Source organism: Chryseobacterium sp. AG844 (assembly GCF_003182335.1).
In the GTDB taxonomy this organism is placed as follows: domain Bacteria; phylum Bacteroidota; class Bacteroidia; order Flavobacteriales; family Weeksellaceae; genus Chryseobacterium; species Chryseobacterium cupriresistens.
Window position 1 is genome coordinate 39928 of record NZ_QGTV01000028.1, and the last position, 22648, is coordinate 62575.

Here is a 22648-nt window from a genome sequence, read left to right on the forward strand (position 1 = left end):
GCCCTCGAGTGATTTTGTAAACTGCGTAACAATTTACTAAAAATCTTACGGTAATATACCCGTTGATTTTTTCAGAATATATATTTTTCTTTTAAGTTTTTCAGGGATAGCATCTTTTCGCTTGTCTGGCCAAATTCCTTTGAACCCTGAACTTAATTTTATTCAACTGTTCTCCCTAAAAGTGTGCCTTGCGTATTGTCATACACAAAAACGTTCACAATGTCACCTATTTTCTGTCCTTCCAGTTTATCGAAGACACATACGGCATTCTGAGAGTTTCTTCCTTTCCACTGGTTTTTATTTTTCTTGGAAATTCCTTCAATCAGAATCTGATGCTCTCTTCCAACATACGATTTCATTCTTTGTTTTGAAAGCTCTCCCTGAAGGGCAATAACCTCAGCAAGACGTCTCTGCTTCACATCAGCCGGAATATTATCTTCCATTTTCTTGTGAGCAGGGGTTCCCGGCCTTTCTGAGTACGCAAACATATAACCGTAGTCATATTCCACTTCTCTCATCAGACTCAAGGTATCCTGGTGATCTTCTTCTGTTTCATTACAGAATCCTACGATCATATCCTGTGAAAATGCTACTTCCGGAACAATTTCCTTCGCTTTTCTGATCAGATCAAGATATTCTTCACGGGTATGCTGTCTGTTCATTGCTTCCAGCATATTATTACTTCCGCTTTGTACAGGAAGATGTACATATTTACAGATGTTGTCATGTTTTGCCATCATTCTGAATACGTCCAGACTCATATCCTGAGGGTTGGAAGTAGAGAATCTGATTCTCAATCCAGGAACAGCTTTAGCCACTAGATCAAGAAGTTGAGCAAAATTTACGGCTGTTGCTTTCTGCATTTCAGAGGCTTTGGCAAAATCTTTTTTAGGACCTCCTCCATACCAAAGGTAAGAGTCTACGTTTTGTCCTAAAAGGGTAATTTCTTTATATCCGTTATTGGCAAGATCTTTACATTCTTCAATAATAGAGTGTGGATCACGGCTTCTTTCTCTTCCTCTGGTAAATGGAACCACACAGAATGTACACATATTATCACAACCTCTTGTAATGGTAACAAAAGCGGTAACACCGTTTCCTCCTAAACGGACAGGATTGATATCGGCATACGTCTCTTCTTTGGAAAGAATAACGTTGATGGCATCTCTCCCATCATCGGTTTCTTTCAAAAGGTTTGGTAAGTCTCTGTAGGCATCCGGACCTACAACAAGATCCACCAACTGTTCTTCTTCCAAGAACTTGGTTTTCAGCCTCTCCGCCATACATCCCAGAACACCAACCGTCATATTCGGTCTTTCCTTTTTAAGATTTTTGAACTGAGAAAGACGCATTCTTACGGTCTGTTCCGCTTTTTCGCGGATGGAGCATGTATTTAAAAGAATCAGGTCGGCTTCTTCAACTTTCATCGTTGTATTATAGCCCTGTTCATTAAGAATGGATGCAACAATCTCAGAGTCAGAGAAATTCATCTGACAGCCATAGCTTTCTAAAAACAGTTTTTTAGAGTTCTCCGGTCTTTCTGCAATAGCAAAAGCTTCGCCCTGTTTTGTTTCGTCTATATATTTTTCCTGCACGATAATCGATTTAAGGTTCGTAATTTAAAATTACGAACGAATAAGTTTGCAAAGATACAAAATATTGTGACAGAATGTCAGCGCTATTATTTTAACAAAATCATAAATTGAAAAAGTGTTGGAATTCTCTCATTGAGCCTCCCATTACTTTAATTTTGAAAAAGAAAACTAATAATCCTAATCGATATCTGCAGACATTGAAGAGAAGTTCATTTTAACTTTAATCTGTGAGGCTACTGGCTTCCCGTTACAAGACGCCGGAATCCAGTTTTTCTTTATCCTTCTTACAACGTACTGCATATCATCAAAGAAAACTTCGCTGTTAGCCACCTTAGGCATTCCTTTCACATCCGTTACTTTTCCCTTTTCATCAAGCACTAAGGTAAAGGTAAAATCTCCAGTCAAAGCATAGAAATCAGAATTCAGGTACGCATACATATATCGGTTCAGGATATCTTTGTAGGCTGCAACACCTCCTTCAAAAGCAGCGGGTTTAAAATCATTACATTTTACAGCAACCTGCATAAAGGGTTCTTTAATATCTATTTTTAAAAGATTTTTATTACTCTCTCTGATAAAAGAATCATCCCTTTCTTCCTGATCCTGCGCCAGTGAAAAATTCATTGCACATAAAGCCAAAAATAAAAATATAGTTCTCATGCTTGTTTCCTAATAATAAACAAAGGTAAATATTTAGCTTATGTATAAAAAAGAAAAACTTCACGCAAAGCATGAAGTTTTATATATAGTTTCTGAATATCAGACAACTGTCTGATTATTTCTTTTCTTATTATAGCAGGCCTTTGATATGTTTATAATTGGTCTTCACCGTTTCAAAAACCTCATCCATTTTACCGCCAAGCATAAGCTGAGCCATAGACTTTGTCATTCCCATAATCTGATCAAATTCAACCTTCGGAGGAAGAGCCAGCGCATTGGGATTCGTAAAAATATTCAGAAGATAAGGTCCTTTGTAATCCAGGCATTCTTTGATAGCGCTTTCCACATCTTCGGGAAGATGGACATTTTTTCCCGGATATCCCATGGCATGCGCGATCATGGCAAAATCAGGATTAATCATGTCTGTCTCATTGTCGGGCATTCCGCCAACTTCCATCTCCAGCTTTACCATTCCCAGGGTTCTGTTATTGAAAACAATTAATTTGATTGGTAATTTATACTGAAAAATAGTAGCCATATCCCCTAAAAGCATAGACAATCCTCCGTCTCCACATAGAGCAATTACCTGTTTCTCAGGATGCGCTAAAGCTGCCCCGATAGCCATTGGCATCGCATTCGCCATTGATCCGTGGTTAAACGATCCCAGCATTTTCCTTTCGCCTGTTCCTGTAATAAATCTTGCTCCCCAAACGCAGCACATTCCTGTATCTACGGTAAAAATAGCATCATGTTTAGCAAGTTTGTCTAAAGTGTGGGCCACATATTCCGGCTGAATTGCATTCTCTTTTCCAGAATCTTTAACATACTCCAACTGGTTTTCTTTCACTTTATCGTAAAACGCCAGCTGTTCATTCAGAAAATGAACATCCGTTTTTTCGTCAAGTAACGGCAATAATGCTTTGATGGTTTCTTTGACATCTCCGGCAAGTCCTAGCTCGAGTTTTGCTCTTCTTCCCAATCTTTCAGGACTTTCATCAATCTGGACGATTTTATTTTTTAAAGGCATAAATTTCTGATAAGGAAAATCCGTCCCCAGAAGAATGACGAGATCAGCTTCATGCATAGCGTGATAGGCTGAAGGAAATCCTAACAGACCTGTAAGTCCCACTTCATTTGGATTATTGGGCTGAATAGCCATTTTCCCGCGGAATGAATATCCTACAGGTGCCTTTAACAGCTTTGACAAAGCGATCACTTCATCGCGTGCTTCAGCAGCACCTATCCCACAGTACAGGGTTACTTTTTTGCTTTTATTCACCAGTTCCGACAAACTTTTCAGCTCATCATCCGATGGTCTTATCACAGGATTGGTTTTAAAGATTTGGGTGGAAGTAGAGCCTTCTTCCGCATCCAGCTCAGAAACATCTCCCGGCAGACCTATGACCGCAACTCCTTTTTTGGATATAGCATGCTGAATGGCGGTCTGCACGGTTCTCTGTACCTGTTCAGGTCTTGTAATCATTTGATTATAATAGCTGCAGTCATCAAACAGCTTTATTGTATTGGTTTCCTGAAAGTAATCCATGCCCATTTCATCACTGGGAATGGTGGAAGCAATCACCAGCATAGGAACATGAGAGCGATGAGCTTCATACACTCCATTGATCAAATGAACGTGTCCGGGGCCGCAGCTTCCGGCACAAACTGCCAAACCATCAAGCTCAGCCTCTGCCGCTGCGGCATAAGCCCCTACTTCTTCGTGTCTTACATGAATCCACTGGATACTGCTTTTTTTAACGGCAATATTCAGATGATTGAGACTGTCGCCGGTTACTGCATAAATTCTTTTCACATTGGCATTTTCGAGCATTTCAACAATCTGCTCTGCTATGTTTTTTGCCATAATTGGTCTGTTTTGGTGGTTATTTTTTGGTGAAAATAGTATTTGAGAAGAAGAAAATCTTCCTATCTCTATCAAATTTAACTAATAAAGTTGAGACTCCATCCCTAACTCGATGTTAAAAAATTGTAATTTAAATTTTGATTCTATTGAAACCTCACGGGTTTTGAAAACCCGTGAGGTTTCATTTCCATGTAAAACAAAACAGCCACCAAAAAGGCAGCTGCTTATATCATATGTTTCGGATTTTACATTACTATTTCAATCTGATTTCTCAACAAATCTTCAAATTCATCTCTTTTACGGATCAAATGAGCTTTTCCGTCTAAGAATAATACTTCAGCAGGCTTTAATCTTGAATTGAAGTTCGAACTCATTTCAAAACCGTAAGCTCCTGCATTATGGAAAGCAAGAATATCTCCTTCTCTTACCTCGTTCAGTTTTCTGTCCCATGCGAACGTATCTGTTTCGCAGATATTTCCTACTACCGTATAAATTCTTTCTGCACCTTTTGGATTGGACAGGTTTTCAATCATATGGTAAGAATCATAGAACATTGGGCGGATCAGGTGATTAAATCCGGAATTAACTCCAACAAAAACAGTAGCTGTTGTCTGCTTGATCACATTAGCTTTCACTAATAAATACCCGCTTTTTCCTACTAAGAATTTTCCAGGCTCAAACCATAATTCGAATTTTTTTCCTGTAGATTTTGAAAATTCAGAAATTACTTTCTCTACTTTTTTACCTAATGTTTTCACATCAGTTTCTTCTTCACTGTCCTGGTAAGGGATTTTGAATCCGCTTCCCATATCCAGATATTTAAGGTTCGGGAAATGCTCAGAAAGTTCCAGCATAATCTCCAAAGCCTGAAGGAATACATCCGGATCTTTTATTTCACTTCCCGTATGCATGTGAAGACCTTCAACATTAAGGTTGGTACTCTTCATCACTCTTTCGATGTGACGAACCTGGTGAATAGAAATCCCGAATTTACTGTCAATGTGCCCAGTTGAAATCTTATAGTTACCTCCTGCAAAAATATGCGGATTGATTCTTACTAAAATCGGATAGGTATTTCCGTATTTATTCCCGAATTGCTCAAGAATAGAAATGTTATCAATGTTAATATGAACTCCAAAAGTCATTGCTTCCTCTATTTCAGCAAGGTCAACACAGTTGGGTGTAAATAATATCTTTTCTTTCGAAAATCCTGCCTTTAATCCCAGCTTAACTTCGTTGATAGATACACAATCCAAAGATGCACCCAAATTCTTGACATACTTAAGAATATTGATATTGGTCAAGGCCTTCGCTGCGTAGAAGAACTTAGTATGTTTTAAAAATGAAGAGGTAAGTTTTTCGTATTGAATTTTGATGGATTCAGCATCATAAACATACACCGGTGTGCCAAACTCATTGGCAATCTTTAATAATTCTTTTGAATTCATAATTTCATTTTAACATAAAAAAAGGCAGATTCTTCGAAAAAGAGCCTGCCACATTGATTATTTTTTTATGCAAGACAACTCTTTTAAATATTCCAAACCTTAGAGAACTTTACAGTTCCCTTTTTTCCAGTTTTATTTTGTTTAAAATTTTGCATTGCTACTATTTATTTTTTGCAAAAATACTATTTATTTTTTGATTTCAGGAAAATTGATTTGAATTGTATTCTCCTCAGAATAAACTTATAACATGAAGACACTCTATCACTTCGGCAGTGGTAATGTCTCAAAATCCGCTCGAAGAAGTGCCAGCTGCAGTTCGTTATTCAAATCTGTAGAAGACAGCGGAAGGTCAATTTTCAGTTTAGCCAGCTTACTCAGCGTCTGAATCTGTGTAAACAATTCATAGAAACCAAAGGAGACCACTTTTCCGTTTTCTATAATTAAAAACAGTTTTTCTCCTAATTTTCTTCCCGGCCCGAGCCAAAGTTCATTTCTTTTTCTGAATTCAATTTTTTGTTTCAAGACAGAAAAATCTTTAAATTCTTCCTGAGAACCAATAAATTGAACAGCTTTTGTTCCCTGGGTAAATGACCTGAATTTCAAGACCGGCTTCTCAGTTTTATTAAGCTTATTTTTCTCAACTACATATTTATTATTCCTGAAATATAATCCGAAAGGTAAGACCTCTTTCTTTTTAATATTTTTGGAATTAAGGATCAGTTTGGCAATAATATCTGTTCCTGTAAGCTCAAAATTAATCTGTTCAACATCTTTCTGGATCTTCTCCCATTTTTTTGATTTCGAATTGAAAACTTTTTTGGAAAATTTGTTGATATCCTGAACGTAATCAGAAAACATAATACGTCCCGCTTCATCCTGAAAATACACAAAGCCTTTGTCATTAGGAAGATCCTGCGTAAGTTCTTTGATCTTGTTGATATACGTTTTGGCATTAGACTCATCGTGTTGCTTCTGAATAATCTCATTTTCAATATCTTTTGAGATCAGAAGTTTGAAAAGTTCTAATGTAGCTCTTGCATCGCCTTCCGCCCTGTGATGGTTGGTCAATGGAATACCCAATGATTTTACCAGTTTTCCCAAGGAATAACTTACTTCATCAGGAATCAGTTTTTTTGCTAACGGAATTGTATCTAAAGTATTGATTTTAAAATCATAACCAAGCCTTTTGAATGACTGGCGAAGCATTCTGTAATCAAAATCAATATTATGACCTACCAAAGTTGTATTCTGAGTAATTTCTATCACTCTTTTGGCAATTTCATGAAATTTCGGAGCAGTCTTGACCATTTTTGGGGTAATACTGGTCAACTTTTGTACAAAAGGAGTAATATCACCTTCGGGGTTTACAAGGGATATAAACTGATCTGTAATTTTCTGACCGTCATATCTGTAGATGGCGATATCTATAATGCATTCATTTCTATAACCTGCACCATTACTTTCTATATCTATAATTGAATACATGAATGTGTGTTAACTGCTGTTTTTCTAGTTTACTATTTAGACCTGCTTTTATTCCCCAATAAAATAAGGCTCTGTTTTTTACTGTTATGTAAAGATAACCTGCTAAAATAACAAAAAATATATCAAAACACAGCAGGTTAGCTTTCAAAATTATCTTCTTCTGCCTCCCAGCCCGAACATTCCGAGAATAGCTTTTGCTCCTTCCCTCATTAAAGTAGAGGTAAAGGTACGGCCAGCCTTACTCTGTAAAACCTGTTCGAACATTCCGGGTTCTTCTTTTACGGGTTTTGCCTTCTGTGCAGGTGCGGGGTTTTGTGCTGCCTGTTCCATCCTGGTGGTCAGCATTTCGTAGGCAGACTCTCTGTCTAATGCCTGCTCATATTTTGCTACCATTGCTGATCTGGAAGTAAGATCGGAGACTTCCGCCTCACTCAGAACATCCATTCTCGATTCGGGAGAAATCAGGTAAGTATGCACTAATGGTGTTGGTATCCCTTTTTCGTCCAGTGCTGTCACAAATGCTTCTCCAATTCCCAGATTCTGGATCAGGCTGGAAGCTTCGTAATATTCTGTGGTAGGATAATTTTCTACCGCTTTGGTAATTTCTTTTTTATCTTTTGCCGTAAATCCTCTTAGGGCATGCTGTATTTTTAGCCCTAATTGGGAAAGAACATTTTCTGGAACATCCCCGGGAATCTGGGTAATAAAATAAATTCCTACTCCTTTGGAACGGATCAGTTTCACCATTGTTTCGATCTGTGAAAGAAGCGCTTTGGAAGCTTCATCAAAAATCAGATGGGCTTCATCAATGAATAATACCAGCTTTGGTTTCCCACTGTCTCCTTCTTCCGGAAACGTCATATAAATTTCAGCAAAAAGCGAAAGCATAAACGTTGAGAAAAGCTGTGGTTTATTCTGAATATCTGCGACTCTTAAAATATTAACCACTCCTTTTCCATCCCTTGTTTCCAGTAAATCATGAACGTCAAAGCTTAATTCACCGAAAAATCCTGCTGCGCCCTGCTGCTCCAAAGCTACAATAGATCTTAAAATAGCTCCCAAAGATGCTGATGCAATGGATCCATAATTGGCTGCAAGCTCAGCTTTTCCCTGTGCATTATCGGTCACATACTGCAATACTTTCTTCAAGTCATTAAGATCAATCAAAGGAAGACCTTTATCATCACAATATTTGAAGACTATAGACATGATACTTTGCTGGGTATCATTCAATTCAAGGATTTTACTTAATAAAACAGGCCCAAATTCTGTAACAGTAGCTCTCAGTTTCACTCCTTTTCCTCCGGAAATACTCATCAATTCTACAGGAAAGCCTTGGGGATTATAAGGAAGCTGTGTCTTCGCATATCTTTCCTCAATAATAGGATTCATTTGTCCTGCTTCTGCAATCCCGGAAAAGTCTCCTTTAATATCCAGAACCAAAGACGGAATTCCTGCGTGAGAAAGCTGTTCTGCAAACACCTGTAACGTTTTTGTCTTACCGGTTCCGGTAGCTCCTGCAATAAGACCGTGGCGGTTAATCGTTTTCAGAGGAATGGTTACGTTTACTTCCGTAACAACTTCTCCATCCAACATCCCTTTTCCTAATATTATATGCTCTCCTTTTGGAGTGTATCTCGTGTTTAATTCTTCAATAAATTGTGTTTTGTCTGCCATTTGATCGCTTTTTTAACTTATAAATATAGAATTTTTTAGAAAAATTTGAGTAAATAAAATAATATAATGATTAAATTATATTCTAAGTTCCCTAAATTTATTTTCTAATTTAGCCTTGAGAACAACATATATACCACACATGATTTCATTAAAAAAAATTCTACTCGTTATTTTTGCTTTTTACTCCACCTTGTTTCTTGCTCAGAAAAGAAATGAACCTGTTAATTTACAGATTAAAGGCGATTACACCCACTTGCCGACATCAGCCGTTTTCCCTGTTTTATGGTCTGGCTTTCAAAGAGAAGAAATAGTATCTTATGATCTACAGAATAAGCACATTGTGGTAAGCTATGTACAAAAACACCGTAAAAAAAGTAAAACGGTCCTGACCTTCTATATTTATCCTAAAAAATTAGTTGACAACCAGCTTTTGAGAGATGAATTTTCCATATATGAAACGGTTCTGAATCAGAATTCCAATAAAAGTGTAGACTTAAAACCTATGTTTGGAAATATATCCAATGATAAGGTAAAAGTAAACTATATCTATTCAATTTTTGATCATTCAATGGGTGAACGTGATTTTTTCAAAGGTGTAAAATATACTGATAAGAAGTCACTCCTTTCTATTTATGAATGTGGAGGATGGGGCTTTAAAATCCGAGGATCAAGCGATGAAATGACCCATGATCAACTGTCTGAACTCAAAAACAAAGCTGAGACATATTTTGGTGTATTGGATATCGCTGCTAAAAAAACTCTTCCTGTTAGCCATACTCCGGATATCATCTTATCTCCTGTTATCAAAAGAGATTCCATGATGACTAATGCTGTGCTTGCTTCGGTGTATGCAAAAACAAAATGGCTGGGAGAAAATGCAGATAAAAAAGAACTTCTGACAGGCTTCAATGATATGAATATCGAGTCTGAAGTATATGCCATAGACAAAATGATAGAATTCTATAAAACTCATGAAACAAAGTGGCCGATGCACGAAGACACTAAAAAATATTTTGGTGAAATAATTAGATTAGCAGACAACGGAAAAATTAAAGATTACCTCTATGACAAGTACAAAAGACTGATCCGTTATGATGAGGGAGAAGCTAATAAAGAGGAATATCTCCAATTCAAAACAGAGAAGAACATTACAGAAAACACCAATGAGATTCTGTACAAAATATATTATCAGATAGAGTAAAATGAATGCTTTAAAGACATTGTTCCAGAAGCAGGACATGATATAAAACAGCATTTGCCAATTGACATTATGTAAGGCATTCTTTTTGCTAAAAAAACAGCAGATACCAAACGTACGTTTAACAAAGTATTGAAAGAAACTATCAATGGAATTTAACATTTCATTTAGAATTGATCTAATACTTCGTATCTTTAACTCATTAAAAAAAAGACCCAATGAAAATTGAACAAATATATACGGGCTGTCTGGCTCAGGGTGCCTATTATATTGTATCAGAGAATGAAGCTGTCATTATTGATCCTTTAAGAGAAGTAAAACCTTATCTGGATCGTCTGGAAAAAGATAATGTCACTTTAAAATATATTTTTGAAACTCATTTCCATGCTGATTTCGTATCCGGACATTTGGATTTAAGCAAGAAAACAGGTGCTCCGATTGTATACGGACCTACTGCTGTTCCGGAATTTGACGCTATTATTGCTGAAGATAATCAGATTTTTGAGATCGGAAAAGTTAAGATAAAGGTACTGCACACACCGGGACACACCATGGAAAGCAGTACTTACCTTTTAATAGACGAAAATGGTGTTGAAACTGCAATTTTCACAGGTGATACGTTGTTTCTGGGAGATGTAGGAAGACCGGATCTTGCCCAAAAGGCGACTAATCTTACCCAGGAGGATCTTGCGGGAATTCTATATGACAGTCTTCAGAGCAAAATCATGCCATTGGATGACAGCATCACTGTTTATCCGGCTCACGGCGCTGGTTCTGCCTGTGGAAAGAATATGCAGAAGGAAACTGTTGATATTCTGGGGAACCAGAAAAAAACCAATTATGCTCTTAACCAACCGGACAAAGAGTCTTTCATCAGAGAAGTTCTGGATGGTTTAACAGCTCCACCGAAATACTTCGGAATGAACGTCGCTTTAAATAAAGGTGGCTATGAAAGCCTTGATGTTGTAATGAACAAGGGACTACAGCCTGTTGAAGCGGAGGACTTTGAAGCTTTGGCTGAAGAAACTGGAGCATTAATTTTAGACACTAGAGGAGCTGCGGACTTCCATAAAGGATTTGTTCCCAACTCTATCAACATAGGACTGAAAGGAGATTTCGCCCCATGGGTAGGAACGCTTATTGTAGATGTAAAACACCCTTTATTATTAATTACTGATGAAGGTACTGAAGAGGAAGTGATCACCAGACTAAGCAGAGTAGGCTTTGATAATGTGATCGGATATCTTAAGGGAAGTTTTGAAGCATGGAAAAATGCAGGCAAGGAAACGGATGAGATCAAAAGAATTACTCCGGCTGAATTTGCAGAGCAGTTTACAGCAGATGCTACCGTAATTGATGTAAGAAAACTGACTGAGTATTCTGCAGAGCATATTGACAATGCATACAACAAACCGTTGGATACCATCAGTGACTGGGCGCGTACTATTGATGATTCTGAACATTTTTTCCTTCACTGTGCCGGCGGATACAGAAGCATGATTGCAGCAAGTATACTTAACTCACACGGAATCAGAAATTTCACTGAAATAGAAGGTGGTTTTAACGGGATCAAAAAAACAGAAAAACTGCCAACTACAGATTTCGTATGCCAATCTAAGACCCTGTAAGATCATGAAAATTCAGTTTTCCGGATTAATTTTAGTGTTAGCTTTTATGCTAAGTAGCTGTAAGACATCACCTACAACAGCAGTTCCTACTGCCAGCATTAAAGAAGTAGTCAACAGTTCCGAGGTAACGCTGGTAGATGTGAGGATTCCGGAGCAGTACGCTGCAGGAACAGCAAAAAATGCAATCAATATTCCTTTGGCAGAGATTCAAAACAACATAGAAACTTTAAAAGGAAAAAAAGTTGTTGTATTTTGCAATAAAGGAATTCAGGCAGATCAGGCTATGGAAATTCTGAAGAAAAATGGTGTGGAGGCTTATGATGGTACAACCTGGAAAAATGTAAAAGCGATTCAGGACGAAACAAACAAAAAAGCAAACTAATAAAACCAAAACTATGTCACAAAAATTTCAGGAAATTATAGATTCCGAAAGACCTGTTCTGATAGATTTTTTCGCAACATGGTGCCAGCCCTGTAAAGTACAGTCTTCGGTATTGAACACGGTAAAGGAAAACATTGGCGAAGGGGCCAGAATTATAAAGGTAGATGTAGATCAATATCCCGCATTGGCCGCTCAATACGGAGTGCGCGGGGTTCCTACACTGGCCATTTTCAAAAAAGGAGAAATGCTATGGAAGGAAAGTGGTGTTCATGATGTGAATACCCTCACCCAACTTTTACAAGAATATGCTTAAAACTGTGATTTTTCACAGTTTTTTGCTTTTTATAATTCCCACAGATCGCACATCCACAGATAATTACGCTTGTTTTTCTTTATATAGAAATTAAAACCTGTGAAGATATGCGAGACCTGTGGGAAAATCCTAAAATTCAATAGAAAAAGAATCACGGTCATTCAAAAACTGGAAATGTTTTCTAAAGTCCTTCAATTCCTCCAGATACAGTTCTGCAAATACGAGATTTCCCTGTTTCTGAGAAATTTCTTTTCCGTCACCAAAAAAGCAGTGAGAACTTTCCTGATACAACAGATCATTTCCATCAGTTCCTATTCTGTTGAGACCAAATACAAAAGATAAATTTTCAATTGCTCTGGCTTTCAACAGATGCTCCCAGGCCCCTACTCTCTTCTCGGGCCAGTTGGCAACATATAAAATGGCATCATAATCATCATTATTGCGGGCAAAAACAGGAAAACGAAGATCATAACATACCTGAAGCAGGAAACGTATTCCTTTGTATTCAACGATTACTCTTTCTTTTCCCGGTGTGTAGACCTTATCTTCTCCGGAAAAAGAGAACAGGTGTCTTTTATCATAAAAGGAGATTTCGCCATCCGGCTTCACAAAATACATCCTGTTGTAGAAATTACCGTTTTGTTCTACCGGAGCACTCCCGCAGAATGCTGCATTTTTCTCTTTTGAGATCTTTTTCAAAAATTCCAGCGATTCATTATTCCTATCTGATACTTCGGAAGCATCCATACAGAAACCTGTTGAAAACATTTCAGGAAGAAGAAACAGATCTGCCTCCACATTCAGCAGTTCACTTTCTATACGTGCAAAATTCTCAGTTTTTTTTTTCCAGATGATATCTAAATTAAGCCCTGCAACTTTCATCTTTTATTCTTTTAATTATTTCAAATATGAAGTATAAAAATACAGCTTTTATCTTTACAAAAGGAGAATTAAATGGTTGAAAAAGTAGTTTTTCATACAAAAATCGGGTACTTTTTCTTAATAATGTATTAAAGTCAACCATTTTTATATTATTGCTATTCTTTCGGTTTCATTTTTGATAGAAATATTTTTTATTATTATCCTTAAAATTAAAAATTTATGAAGAAATTGTTTTTTATGGTGGCGATCTTCTTTTTTGGTGCTATGGCTAATGCTCAGGCCTGGACGGGAAAGGGAGATCAGAAAATACAACTGGGGCTGAGCGCCTGGGGATATGGAACCGGAGTAACGGGAACTTATGACTATGGACTCAACAAACTTATTTCAGTGGGTGCCGGGATCAATGGGTATTTTGACAATTACAAAGACAACGATAAGGATAATCGTGTTTTTGTTTTCGGAAGACTGAACTTTCATTTGCAGGAAGCCCTGAATCTTCCTTCAAAATGGGATATTTACCCAGGTGTAGACCTTGGAGTGCTTGGAAGAGACTTTGGAGTAGGCGCTCACATCGGAGCACGTTATTTCTTCACAGAGAAAATTGGGGTTTTTGCAGAAGTAGGTAACAATGGCAGTCTTGGCGTTTCTTTCAATTTATAATCAAATCGTCTTTAAATATGACAAAGCTTCTCGTTTCGGGGAGCTTTTTTATTTGGCATAGTTTTGATAATTGTTACCTTTGCAAATTAAAATCTAAAATTTATTAATGGAAATAGCAATCAAACTTTTTCAGTTCATTCTGAGCATCTCTATACTTGTGCTTCTTCATGAGCTTGGGCATTTTTTACCGGCAATATGGTTCAAGACCAGAGCAGAGAAGTTTTTCCTGTTTTTTGATCCTTACTTCTCCATATTCTCCATGAAGAAAATCAACGGAAAATGGCAGTATAAATTTTTATCCAAGAATCTGCCGGATTCTGAAGTAATAGAGGTTAACGGAAAGAAGGAAGAAGTTCCTATCGACATATCAAAACTTCCGGACAACGACTGGAGAAAACACCCTGAACAAACAAAATACGGAATCGGCTGGCTTCCTTTTGGAGGATACGTGAAGATTGCAGGAATGGTGGACGAAAGTATGGATACTGCCCAGATGAAAAAACCGGCAGAACCTTGGGAGTTCAGATCAAAACCAGCGTGGCAGAGGCTTATCATTATGCTGGGGGGAGTTACCGTTAACTTTTTTCTTGCGTGGTTAATCTACAGCTGTTTATCATTCTTCAACGGAGAAACTTATACAGATATTACAAAATTTAAAAATGGTATTGAAGCCACTTCTGCAGGAAAGAAAATGGGTTTCCAGAATGGTGACAAAATCATTAGTGTAGACGGAAAACCGGCAGAAAGACTTGAAAATACTTCCATCAATATTCTTTTGGGAGATCATGTTACCGTAAACAGAAACGGACAGGAAGTTACTTTCCCTGTCAATGCAGACGGTGTTGCAGATGTTCTTAAGCAGAAAGAAGCAAAACTATACATCTCTCCAAGGGTATCTATGGTTATTGATTCGTTGGCTACTCCTTCTTCCCAGGCATCCGGACTGGCAAAAGGTGATAAAATTGTAGGAATCAACGGTAAGAAAGCGGCATTCTTTGATGAAGTAAGCACTCTTTTAAGTGAAAATAAAGGAAAAACAGTTTCTGTGGATGTTGAAAGAAACGGAGCTGTAGAGACATTACCTGCTGTTTCTGTGGACAAAAACGGAAAACTGGGGATCGCCATCGATACCAAAAGCATAGCAAAAGATATTGTAACGAATAAAAAGTATTCTTTCGGAGAAGCTATTCCAAGAGGATTCACAAGAACTATTGAAGCATTAACGACTCAGGTAAAGCAGTTCAAAATCATGTTCAATTCTAAAGTTCAGGGGTATAAGAACGTCGGAGGGCCTATTGCTATTGTAAAAAATATGCCTGTGGATAAAGATGCGGATGGAAGCGTTAAAATCAACTGGGTGGCTTTCTGGAGCTTTACAGCGATGTTCTCTGTATGGCTGGCATTCCTGAACCTTATTCCTATTCCTGGACTTGATGGTGGGCACGTTTTATTTACTTTATATGAAATTATTGTAGGAAAACCTGTTCCTCAGAAAGTTTTGGAAAACGCCCAGATGATCGGAGTTATCTTCCTGTTAGGTTTGATGTTACTGATCTTTGGAAGCGACATCTTCAAAGTATTTATGGGTAAATTATAATTTTTTTTAAATTTTTCTTAAAAATATTTGTAGGGTATAAATATTCGTCCTATATTTGCACCACTTAAAACAAAGGACATTCCTCCTTAGCTCAGTTGGTTAGAGCATCTGACTGTTAATCAGAGGGTCGCTGGTTCGAGCCCAGCAGGAGGAGCAAAAAAGACTTACAGAAATGTGAGTCTTTTTTTATGCCTTAATCTGACGAATTGTACAACTGTACTATACAATAACCATGTGCAACTTACTTTCTGTTTCAACGAATATTATTCAGTTTTCCAGATGTTTCATGTAACTATTTCCGTAATAATTCGACTATTATTGGAAGAGTTATTCAAACTGAGAAAATTTTCTTCAGATGAGTATTTCTCTGCAACAACAAAGAATAATAAAATCAATATATCGTATTGCATAAATACCCCATTCTACCATGAAGAAAACTATTATTTCGTTATTAACAGCATTTTCTATTGCAGGGATTTCGGCACAGGAAAAGTCTTATTTTTTATCAGGTCCCTCATTAAGTCCGGATGGAAAAACAGCTTATTTTGCATATGACGGCGATATCTGGAAAGCAGACTCTAATGGAGGAAATGCTTCAAGAATTACCGCCCTGGATGGAGAAGAGATCAATCCCCGTCTTTCCCCGGATGGAAAATGGCTTGCATTCAGTTCTAATCAATATGGAAATTATGATGTGTATGTAATGCCTGCAGGAGGTGGAACCATCAAGCAGTTAACCTTCCATACCGGAAGGGATGAAATGGAAAGCTGGGCGTGGGACAGCAAAACGATTTATTTTACTTCCAACAGAAATAATAATTTCGGCAGCTTTAAAACTACAATTGAGGGAAAAACCCCACAAAAGCTTTTCAACAATTATTTTAACAACACCAATGGTCTTGTCGAAACTCCTTCAGGAGAATATCTTTTCACAAGTTCTTCGGAAAGCGCCCATCAGGTACAGCGTAAGCGTTATAAAGGAGAAAATAATCCTGATATTCTGGGGTACAACCCAAAAAACAATTCTTTCAAACAGTACACCAACTATGAAGGGAAAGATTTCAACCCAAGTGTAGATAAAAATGGTATTATCTATTTTATTTCTGATGAGAATAATGGAGAATACAATCTTTATAAAATCGAAAATGGTAAAAAAACTGCTTTAACGCAATTTGATACTTCTATTAAAAAGCCTTTTGTCTCAGCAGACGGATCTAAAGTTATTTTTGAAAAGGATTACCAGCTTTATACTTATGATGTCGCCTCAAAAAACACAACTCCTCTCAACATCAGCCTGAATACCAACAAAACCCTGGAAAAAGCTCAGAATTTCAATGTGGAAAATAATATTTCCTATTATGACGTATCTCCGGACGGAAAAAAAATGGCATTCATAAGCCGTGGAATCATATTCGTTTCTGATATTGAAGGAAAATTTGCCCAGCAGGTCTCTGATGGAAAAGAACGCGCCATGGAAGTGAAATGGCTGAAAGATAACCGTACTCTTCTTTACAACCAGACTTATAACGGCTATCAGAACTGGTTTACTATTCCGGCCGATGGAAAAGGCAAGCCGAAGCAATTAACGGAAGATTCAAGAAATAACCGCAGCATCACACTCAATAGTGATCTTTCAAAAGCTGTTTATTTAAGCGGAAGAGATGAAGTACGATTATTGGATTTAAAAAGTTTTACATCTACAACTATTGTAAAAGACGAGATTTGGGCATTCCAAAACTCAAGGCCTTCTTTCTCCCCTAATAACGAATATGTATTATTCTCGGCAAAAAGAAACTTCGAGCTCGATATTTTCATCTATCACATCAAAAAAGGACAGACTTTAAACCTTACCAATACCGGCGTTTCTGAAGAAGATCCTGTGTGGTCTCCAAACGGAAAATATATTTATTTCGCCAGCGACAGGACCAATCCGTCTTATCCTTTAGGCATGCAGAAATCCAACATTTACCGTATGGCTTTGGATTGGTTTGACGAGCCATTTAAGTCTGAAAAATTCGACAATCTCTTCACTGAAGAAAAGAAGGAGGAAAAATCTTCAGATAAAGAAAAAGACAAGAAGGATAAGAAAGAGGAAGACAAGGATAAAAAGGAAGAAAAAGAGCCGGTAATCAAGGAATTGAAGGTTAATCCTGATGACACTCTTGACAGAATTGAACTGGTTACCGACCGATATGGATACCAGGATGATCCAGCTGTTTTCGCTGATGATAAAAAAGAAATTCTTCTTTTCAATTCTAATCAGGACAATGGAAAAAGACAGTTGTTCAAAAAGGTATTCACAGATTTTGAGCCTGCCAAATCTGAAAAAGTTTTCGATAAAGCGGCTTATTATCTAACCAAAAATGATAAAAACCTGTTTGCCCTGATAGAAGGTAATATTTACAAAACAACTGTAGCGGCATTAAAGCCTGAAAAGATCAACATCCAATACAGTTTTGATAAAGATCTGGCATCAGAATTTACCCAGATGTACGCTGAAGCATGGACAGGTGTGGAAGAAAATTTCTACGATGAAAAGTTCCATGGTATCGACTGGAAAGCTAAAAAGGAGCAATATGCCAAGTATCTTCCGTATGTTCATAACAGGAATGACCTCAGAATATTATTGAATGATCTTTTAGGAGAGCTTAATTCTTCACACACCGGATTTTCTTCTACCGGAAAGGAAGAAACCATGTTCCTGAACTATTTTACGAACGAAACAGGAATTATCTTCAAAAAAGACCAGCCCTACACGGTAGAAAGCATTCTGAGAAAATCCCCTGCTTACCGTTCCGGCGTTGATATCAAACCTGGAGACCAACTGACTTCTGTAAACGGGAAAAAGATTGATCTTAACGAAAATATAGAAACGTATTTCACAAGCCCTAAAAAACAGGATGAGCTGGTTCTTACCTTTAATCGTGATGGTAAAACGGTAACTACCAAAGTACATCCGATTTCTAATGGAGAATTAAAAGGCTTGCTTTACGACGATTGGATCTACAATAATCATCAGCGTGTAGATAAGCTTAGCAACAACCGTATTGCCTACTCCTGCATGAAAAACATGTCTACTGATGAGCTGGATCATTTTCTTCTGGACATGGTAGAACAGGAAAACAGAAAAGATGCTGTCATTCTTGACTTACGTTACAATACCGGTGGAAATGTACATGATAAAGTATTGAATTTCCTTTCTCAAAGACCTTATTTACAATGGAAATACCGTGAAGGAAAAATAACAACCCAACCCAACTTTGCTCCTTCCGGAAAACCTATCGTCCTTTTGATTAATGAAGCTTCATTGAGTGATGCCGAAATGACTGCAGCCGGGTTCAAAGCACTGAAACTGGGGAAAATCATCGGTCAGGATACTTACAGATGGATTATTTTCACTTCAGCCAAAGGATTGGTAGACGGATCTTCTTACAGACTTCCTGCATGGGGAACCTACACATTGGACGGACAAAATCTTGAGAAAACAGGTGTAAAACCAGACATTTATGTTAAAAACACCTTTATGGATCGTCTTCAGAACAATGATCCTCAGCTGGAAAGAGCTGTTCAGGAAATACTAAAAGATTTAAAGAAGTAAAAATTTCAGAACAATAAAAAATAAAAAAGACTTACATTGCTGTAGGTCTTTTTTATTTCTTTTAAAAAAAACAGGTCTAAAAATTCCATTGCTTACAGCTTAGAATTTATACCATTCCGAATAACGTCTGCCCATCGCAAAAAATATTTAAAATTTAATTTATTGAAAAATAAATCAATAGCTTCTTTCGATGAATATTCAAGAATAAAAACTTGCTTGGTATGGATATTCATACTATATTTGCACCACTTAAAACAAAGGAAATTCCTCCTTAGCTCAGTTGGTTAGAGCATCTGACTGTTAATCAGAGGGTCGCTGGTTCGAGCCCAGCAGGAGGAGCAAAAAAGACTTACATTTCTGTAAGTCTTTTTTCATTTTATAAGTTCCACAAAAAAACACCGAAATGATCTTAAAAATTTTCACTTTCACGTTGTTTTAACGCTCTGATTATTATATTTTAAGCATAAAAAATTCCCGGTTAATTTTTAATCAATACATATATTATTTTCGCTACTTTTGTCGTTTTATAGGATAGAATAAAAATTTTTTATTTTTTTACCTGTTTTTTAATTAAACTGCATGCTTTTTGTTTATGCTAAATGCCTGAAGAAACAAATGATGTTAAACAATAACTCCCAAAAACACTATTTTTTATTTTTTTTCCTGATTCTCGCCGGTTCCGTATGTGCTCAAAACAAGGTCAGCGGTAAGGTGGTTGACGAAAAGAACAATAAAGAACTGAATAACGTTGATATTTTTATCAACAATGATAAAACACCTGCCTTAACGACAACTTCGGGCAATTTCATTGTTAAGTCAGACAGCATCATCCATCAGTTAAGATTTTCCAGAAAAAATTATACCACAGAAACCCTTGATATCACCCCTGAAAATGCTGACAATATTTTCGTACAGCTGTCACAGGCTAAAGTAAGCGATATCCAGGAGATCGTTCTTCAAAGCGGTAAAACAAAATACAAAAACAAGAAAGAAAATCCGGCTTATGCAATTATGCAGAAAGTGTGGGCACAAAAAAGAAATAACGGACTGGAAAAATTCGATACTTATTCATATAAAGAATACGAAAAAACACAGTTTGACCTGAATAATCTTGACAGTGCGTTCATGAAGAAAAAGATTTTCAATAAACTTGATTTCATTTTCAGTTATGCAGATTCTACTGCGAGTGGAAGACTTGGTCTTCCTATCTTCCTGAATGAAGCCGTTTATGAAAATTATGGTAAAAACAGGCCGGACAAAGACAGTAAAAGAACACTGGTTGCCCAAAAGACCTCAGGCTTCCAGGACAATCAGGTCATAACGGTTTCTGCTAAAAACTTATACCGTGATATCAATATCTACGACAATACCCTGAATTATTTCGATATCGGATTCCAGAGTCCTGTTGGTACTGATGGCTTCAATACTTACGACTATAGTCTTATGGACACCATTACGATTCGTGGGGAAAAAGCCTTCCAGATAAGATACCAGCCAAAGAGAAAAGATGTCCTTGCATTTCAGGGAAACCTTTACATTGATACAGATACTTATGCCGTTTTAGGAGCAACATTAAAGTCAACACAGAAGATTAACGTCAACTTTGTCAACAGTGTGTATACTCAGGTAGAATATGACAATCCTGATGATGCTACGTTTCTTCCCAAAAAACTGGTGACAGAATTTGAAATGAGCCCTTTCTCAAAGAAGAAAGGCGCCAAAAGTATCATCGCCAAAAGATCGGTAGATTACTCCGATTATCAGTTCAATAAACCTCTTGATCCGAAAGTATTCAAACGTACCGAAGAAGAATACGAAGATAAATTTACCAATAAAGATGATGCTTACTGGACAAAAGTCAGACCTGACACCTTATCCAAAGCAGAACAGGGCGTTTACAACATGCTTGACCAGCTTCAGCAGACCCCGAAATTCAACCGTATGGTAAAATTGTTTGAAACCCTTGGCTCACGTTATTATAATGCCTTTAAAGGAATAGATATTGGTCCTATTTTCTCAATTTATGGAAGAAATGAAGTAGAAGGAGACAGAATAAGATTAGGAGCAAGAACTTATTTCGGATTGAATGATACCTGGAGAGCACAGTTTTATACAGCTTATGGATTCAAAGATCAGCAGTTTAAGTATGGTGTTGAGGCAAGATATATGTTCAATAAGCTTAACCGATTTATGATCGGAGCCGGAACCAGCAGAGATATTGTTCAGCTTGGGGGACAGCTTACATCAGGTGATGGAGTTACGCCGCAATCCTCATCTACCAGTACCTTTTTTGCAAGAGGAGAAAACATTTCTTTAAGTTCGGTAAACAAAACAAGCGTTTTTGCAGCTATTGAGCCATGGAAAAACTTTCAGATAAGAATAGATGGAGTGATGCAGAGTATTAAATCTGCTATCCCTGAGAAATTCAATCTGATGTATTATAAAGACGGTCAACTAAGGAAAACTGTTAATGATTCCCATGTTACTATCAGCTTAATTGCAAAACCCGGAGCTAAGTTTTCACAAACCGGTATTGACCGTTATCAGGCAAGAAACCTGGCACCAACCATCGTTTTAAGATACACGCGAGGTATTGAAGGATTATTCAATGCTGACTTCAATTATGACAAGCTTCAATTCATGCTATACAAGCCGTTTTTGATTGGAAGTATGGGAAAACTAGTGGTTAATTTTGAAGCTGGAAAGAATTTCAATACAGTTCCATTGGCATTACAGAATATTATTCCTGCCAACCTTTCCTATGGTCTGGTACCAAATACTTTCTCTCAGCTTAATTATTATGAGTTTGTGACGGATGCCTACACTACACTTCAGCTTGAGCATCATTTTAACGGTAAAATACTTTCTTATATTCCATTGATTAAAAAGCTGAAATTGAGAGAAGTTGCATTTATCAGAGGAGCCTACGGAACATTAAGTGATGCTTCCAAAGCAATCAATGTAGAAGGTGTTAAATATTCTGCACCAAGCGAACATATCTATTATGAATACGGATTCGGAATAGAAAATATAGGAATCGGAAACCTGAGAATCTTCAGAGTAGATTTTAACTGGAGAGGAAGTTATCTTGACAAACCGGATATTTCAAAGTTTGGCGTTAAAGCAGGATTCCAGGTAGGATTCTAAAGTAAATATACCATATAACAGATTCGGCGGCTTCTTTGAAGCCGCCGAATTTTTTTAAAGCTTATATAATAAGGACTGCCTTGATGATTAAAAGCACTCGCAACCTTCTACATCAAGCAGGCAACGCATTTGCTGCTCCTTTGTCAATCCGCACCATACGCTACATGATGTAATTGGTTTTGCCGGACACCACACTTCTCCGCCGTTAATATTTCTCAGACTGGCTTTGGTTAGTTTTCTTAAATTTTTCATGATTGTTTAGTTTTATTTACTGCCTACTCTATTTGCTTTTCGGCTTCCGCAACTGTTTTAAAGCATGTCAGTTATCAAATATAAACATATTTCACCAAAAAAAGAATTTTATAAAAACAGTACTGACTAGTCCTGAAAAAGGTTGACTAGTTTAATATTTCAAATATACTTAAATCAGAGTAGGAATTTTCCTATTCTGATTTTGTTTTTTGTATGTTTTTAATTTCACGTTATTTTTCATATGCACTTGGCTAGGGATGTT

The 22648-nt window shown here is 37.1% G+C and carries 16 protein-coding genes and 2 tRNA genes; 10 read left to right on the top strand and 8 right to left on the bottom strand.

Annotated elements, in window-relative coordinates:
- Nucleotides 1–158 precede the first annotated feature (158 nt).
- From miaB to DEU40_RS20340, 6 genes are all read right to left on the bottom strand, one after another.
- Nucleotides 159–1595, bottom strand: coding sequence for a tRNA (N6-isopentenyl adenosine(37)-C2)-methylthiotransferase MiaB (gene miaB, locus DEU40_RS20315; RefSeq protein ID WP_110011540.1), 1437 nt, complete (start codon nucleotides 1593–1595; stop codon nucleotides 159–161).
- A 177-nt stretch (nucleotides 1596–1772) separates the two neighbouring features.
- Nucleotides 1773–2255: a hypothetical protein gene (locus tag DEU40_RS20320; RefSeq protein WP_228406576.1), complete on the bottom strand. Its 483-nt coding sequence runs from the start codon at nucleotides 2253–2255 to the stop codon at nucleotides 1773–1775.
- 130 nt (nucleotides 2256–2385) lie between these two features.
- Nucleotides 2386–4119: a thiamine pyrophosphate-dependent enzyme gene (locus DEU40_RS20325; RefSeq protein ID WP_110011541.1), complete on the bottom strand. Its 1734-nt coding sequence runs from the start codon at nucleotides 4117–4119 to the stop codon at nucleotides 2386–2388.
- Between the two features lie 245 nt (nucleotides 4120–4364).
- Nucleotides 4365–5567, bottom strand: coding sequence for a diaminopimelate decarboxylase (gene lysA / locus DEU40_RS20330; RefSeq protein ID WP_170872057.1), 1203 nt, complete (start codon nucleotides 5565–5567; stop codon nucleotides 4365–4367).
- Nucleotides 5568–5828: 261 nt separating this feature from the next.
- Complete coding sequence (locus DEU40_RS20335) at nucleotides 5829–7052, bottom strand: PolC-type DNA polymerase III (protein WP_110011542.1); 1224 nt, start codon at nucleotides 7050–7052, stop codon at nucleotides 5829–5831.
- A 150-nt stretch (nucleotides 7053–7202) separates the two neighbouring features.
- Nucleotides 7203–8729 carry a helicase HerA-like domain-containing protein gene (locus tag DEU40_RS20340; protein WP_110011543.1) on the bottom strand — a complete coding sequence of 509 codons (1527 nt, stop codon included), beginning with the start codon at nucleotides 8727–8729 and terminating at the stop codon, nucleotides 7203–7205.
- Nucleotides 8730–8868: 139 nt separating this feature from the next.
- Here DEU40_RS20340 and DEU40_RS20345 point away from each other — a divergent pair, with 139 nt between their 5' ends.
- The 4 genes from DEU40_RS20345 (at nucleotide 8869) to DEU40_RS20360 (ending at nucleotide 12250) form a co-directional block, all read left to right on the top strand.
- Complete coding sequence (locus DEU40_RS20345; protein ID WP_110011544.1) at nucleotides 8869–9930, top strand: hypothetical protein; 1062 nt, start codon at nucleotides 8869–8871, stop codon at nucleotides 9928–9930.
- Nucleotides 9931–10145: 215 nt separating this feature from the next.
- Nucleotides 10146–11555 (top strand): MBL fold metallo-hydrolase, encoded by a 1410-nt coding sequence (locus DEU40_RS20350; protein ID WP_110011545.1) that lies wholly within the window; start codon nucleotides 10146–10148, stop codon nucleotides 11553–11555.
- A 4-nt stretch (nucleotides 11556–11559) separates the two neighbouring features.
- Complete coding sequence (locus DEU40_RS20355) at nucleotides 11560–11937, top strand: rhodanese-like domain-containing protein (protein ID WP_110011546.1); 378 nt, start codon at nucleotides 11560–11562, stop codon at nucleotides 11935–11937.
- A gap of 13 nt (nucleotides 11938–11950) precedes the next feature.
- Nucleotides 11951–12250 (top strand): thioredoxin family protein, encoded by a 300-nt coding sequence (locus tag DEU40_RS20360; RefSeq protein ID WP_034692844.1) that lies wholly within the window; start codon nucleotides 11951–11953, stop codon nucleotides 12248–12250.
- Nucleotides 12251–12379: 129 nt separating this feature from the next.
- On the opposite strand, the gene DEU40_RS20365 is transcribed toward DEU40_RS20360, so the two are convergent.
- Nucleotides 12380–13132, bottom strand: coding sequence for a nitrilase-related carbon-nitrogen hydrolase (locus DEU40_RS20365; protein WP_110011547.1), 753 nt, complete (start codon nucleotides 13130–13132; stop codon nucleotides 12380–12382).
- Between the two features lie 219 nt (nucleotides 13133–13351).
- Between DEU40_RS20365 and DEU40_RS20370 the strand changes: the two genes are divergently transcribed.
- From DEU40_RS20370 to DEU40_RS20395, 6 genes are all read left to right on the top strand, one after another.
- On the top strand, nucleotides 13352–13792 hold the full coding sequence (locus DEU40_RS20370) for a DUF6646 family protein (protein ID WP_110011548.1): 441 nt from the start codon (nucleotides 13352–13354) through the stop codon (nucleotides 13790–13792).
- A 106-nt stretch (nucleotides 13793–13898) separates the two neighbouring features.
- The gene (gene rseP / locus DEU40_RS20375) at nucleotides 13899–15389 is read left to right on the top strand and encodes an RIP metalloprotease RseP (RefSeq protein WP_110011549.1); all 1491 of its coding nucleotides are present in this window, start codon (nucleotides 13899–13901) and stop codon (nucleotides 15387–15389) included.
- Nucleotides 15390–15469: 80 nt separating this feature from the next.
- Nucleotides 15470–15543: transfer RNA gene (locus DEU40_RS20380), tRNA-Asn, on the top strand.
- A gap of 273 nt (nucleotides 15544–15816) precedes the next feature.
- Nucleotides 15817–18987: a S41 family peptidase gene (locus DEU40_RS20385; RefSeq protein WP_110011550.1), complete on the top strand. Its 3171-nt coding sequence runs from the start codon at nucleotides 15817–15819 to the stop codon at nucleotides 18985–18987.
- A 265-nt stretch (nucleotides 18988–19252) separates the two neighbouring features.
- Nucleotides 19253–19326: transfer RNA gene (locus tag DEU40_RS20390), tRNA-Asn, on the top strand.
- Nucleotides 19327–19602: 276 nt separating this feature from the next.
- A complete protein-coding gene (locus DEU40_RS20395) occupies nucleotides 19603–22134 on the top strand; it encodes a DUF5686 family protein (protein ID WP_228406577.1) in 2532 nt (843 codons plus the stop codon).
- A gap of 87 nt (nucleotides 22135–22221) precedes the next feature.
- On the opposite strand, the gene DEU40_RS22880 is transcribed toward DEU40_RS20395, so the two are convergent.
- The gene (locus tag DEU40_RS22880) at nucleotides 22222–22386 is read right to left on the bottom strand and encodes a bacteriocin-like protein (RefSeq protein ID WP_171006347.1); all 165 of its coding nucleotides are present in this window, start codon (nucleotides 22384–22386) and stop codon (nucleotides 22222–22224) included.
- Between the last annotated feature and the right edge of the window lie 262 nt (nucleotides 22387–22648).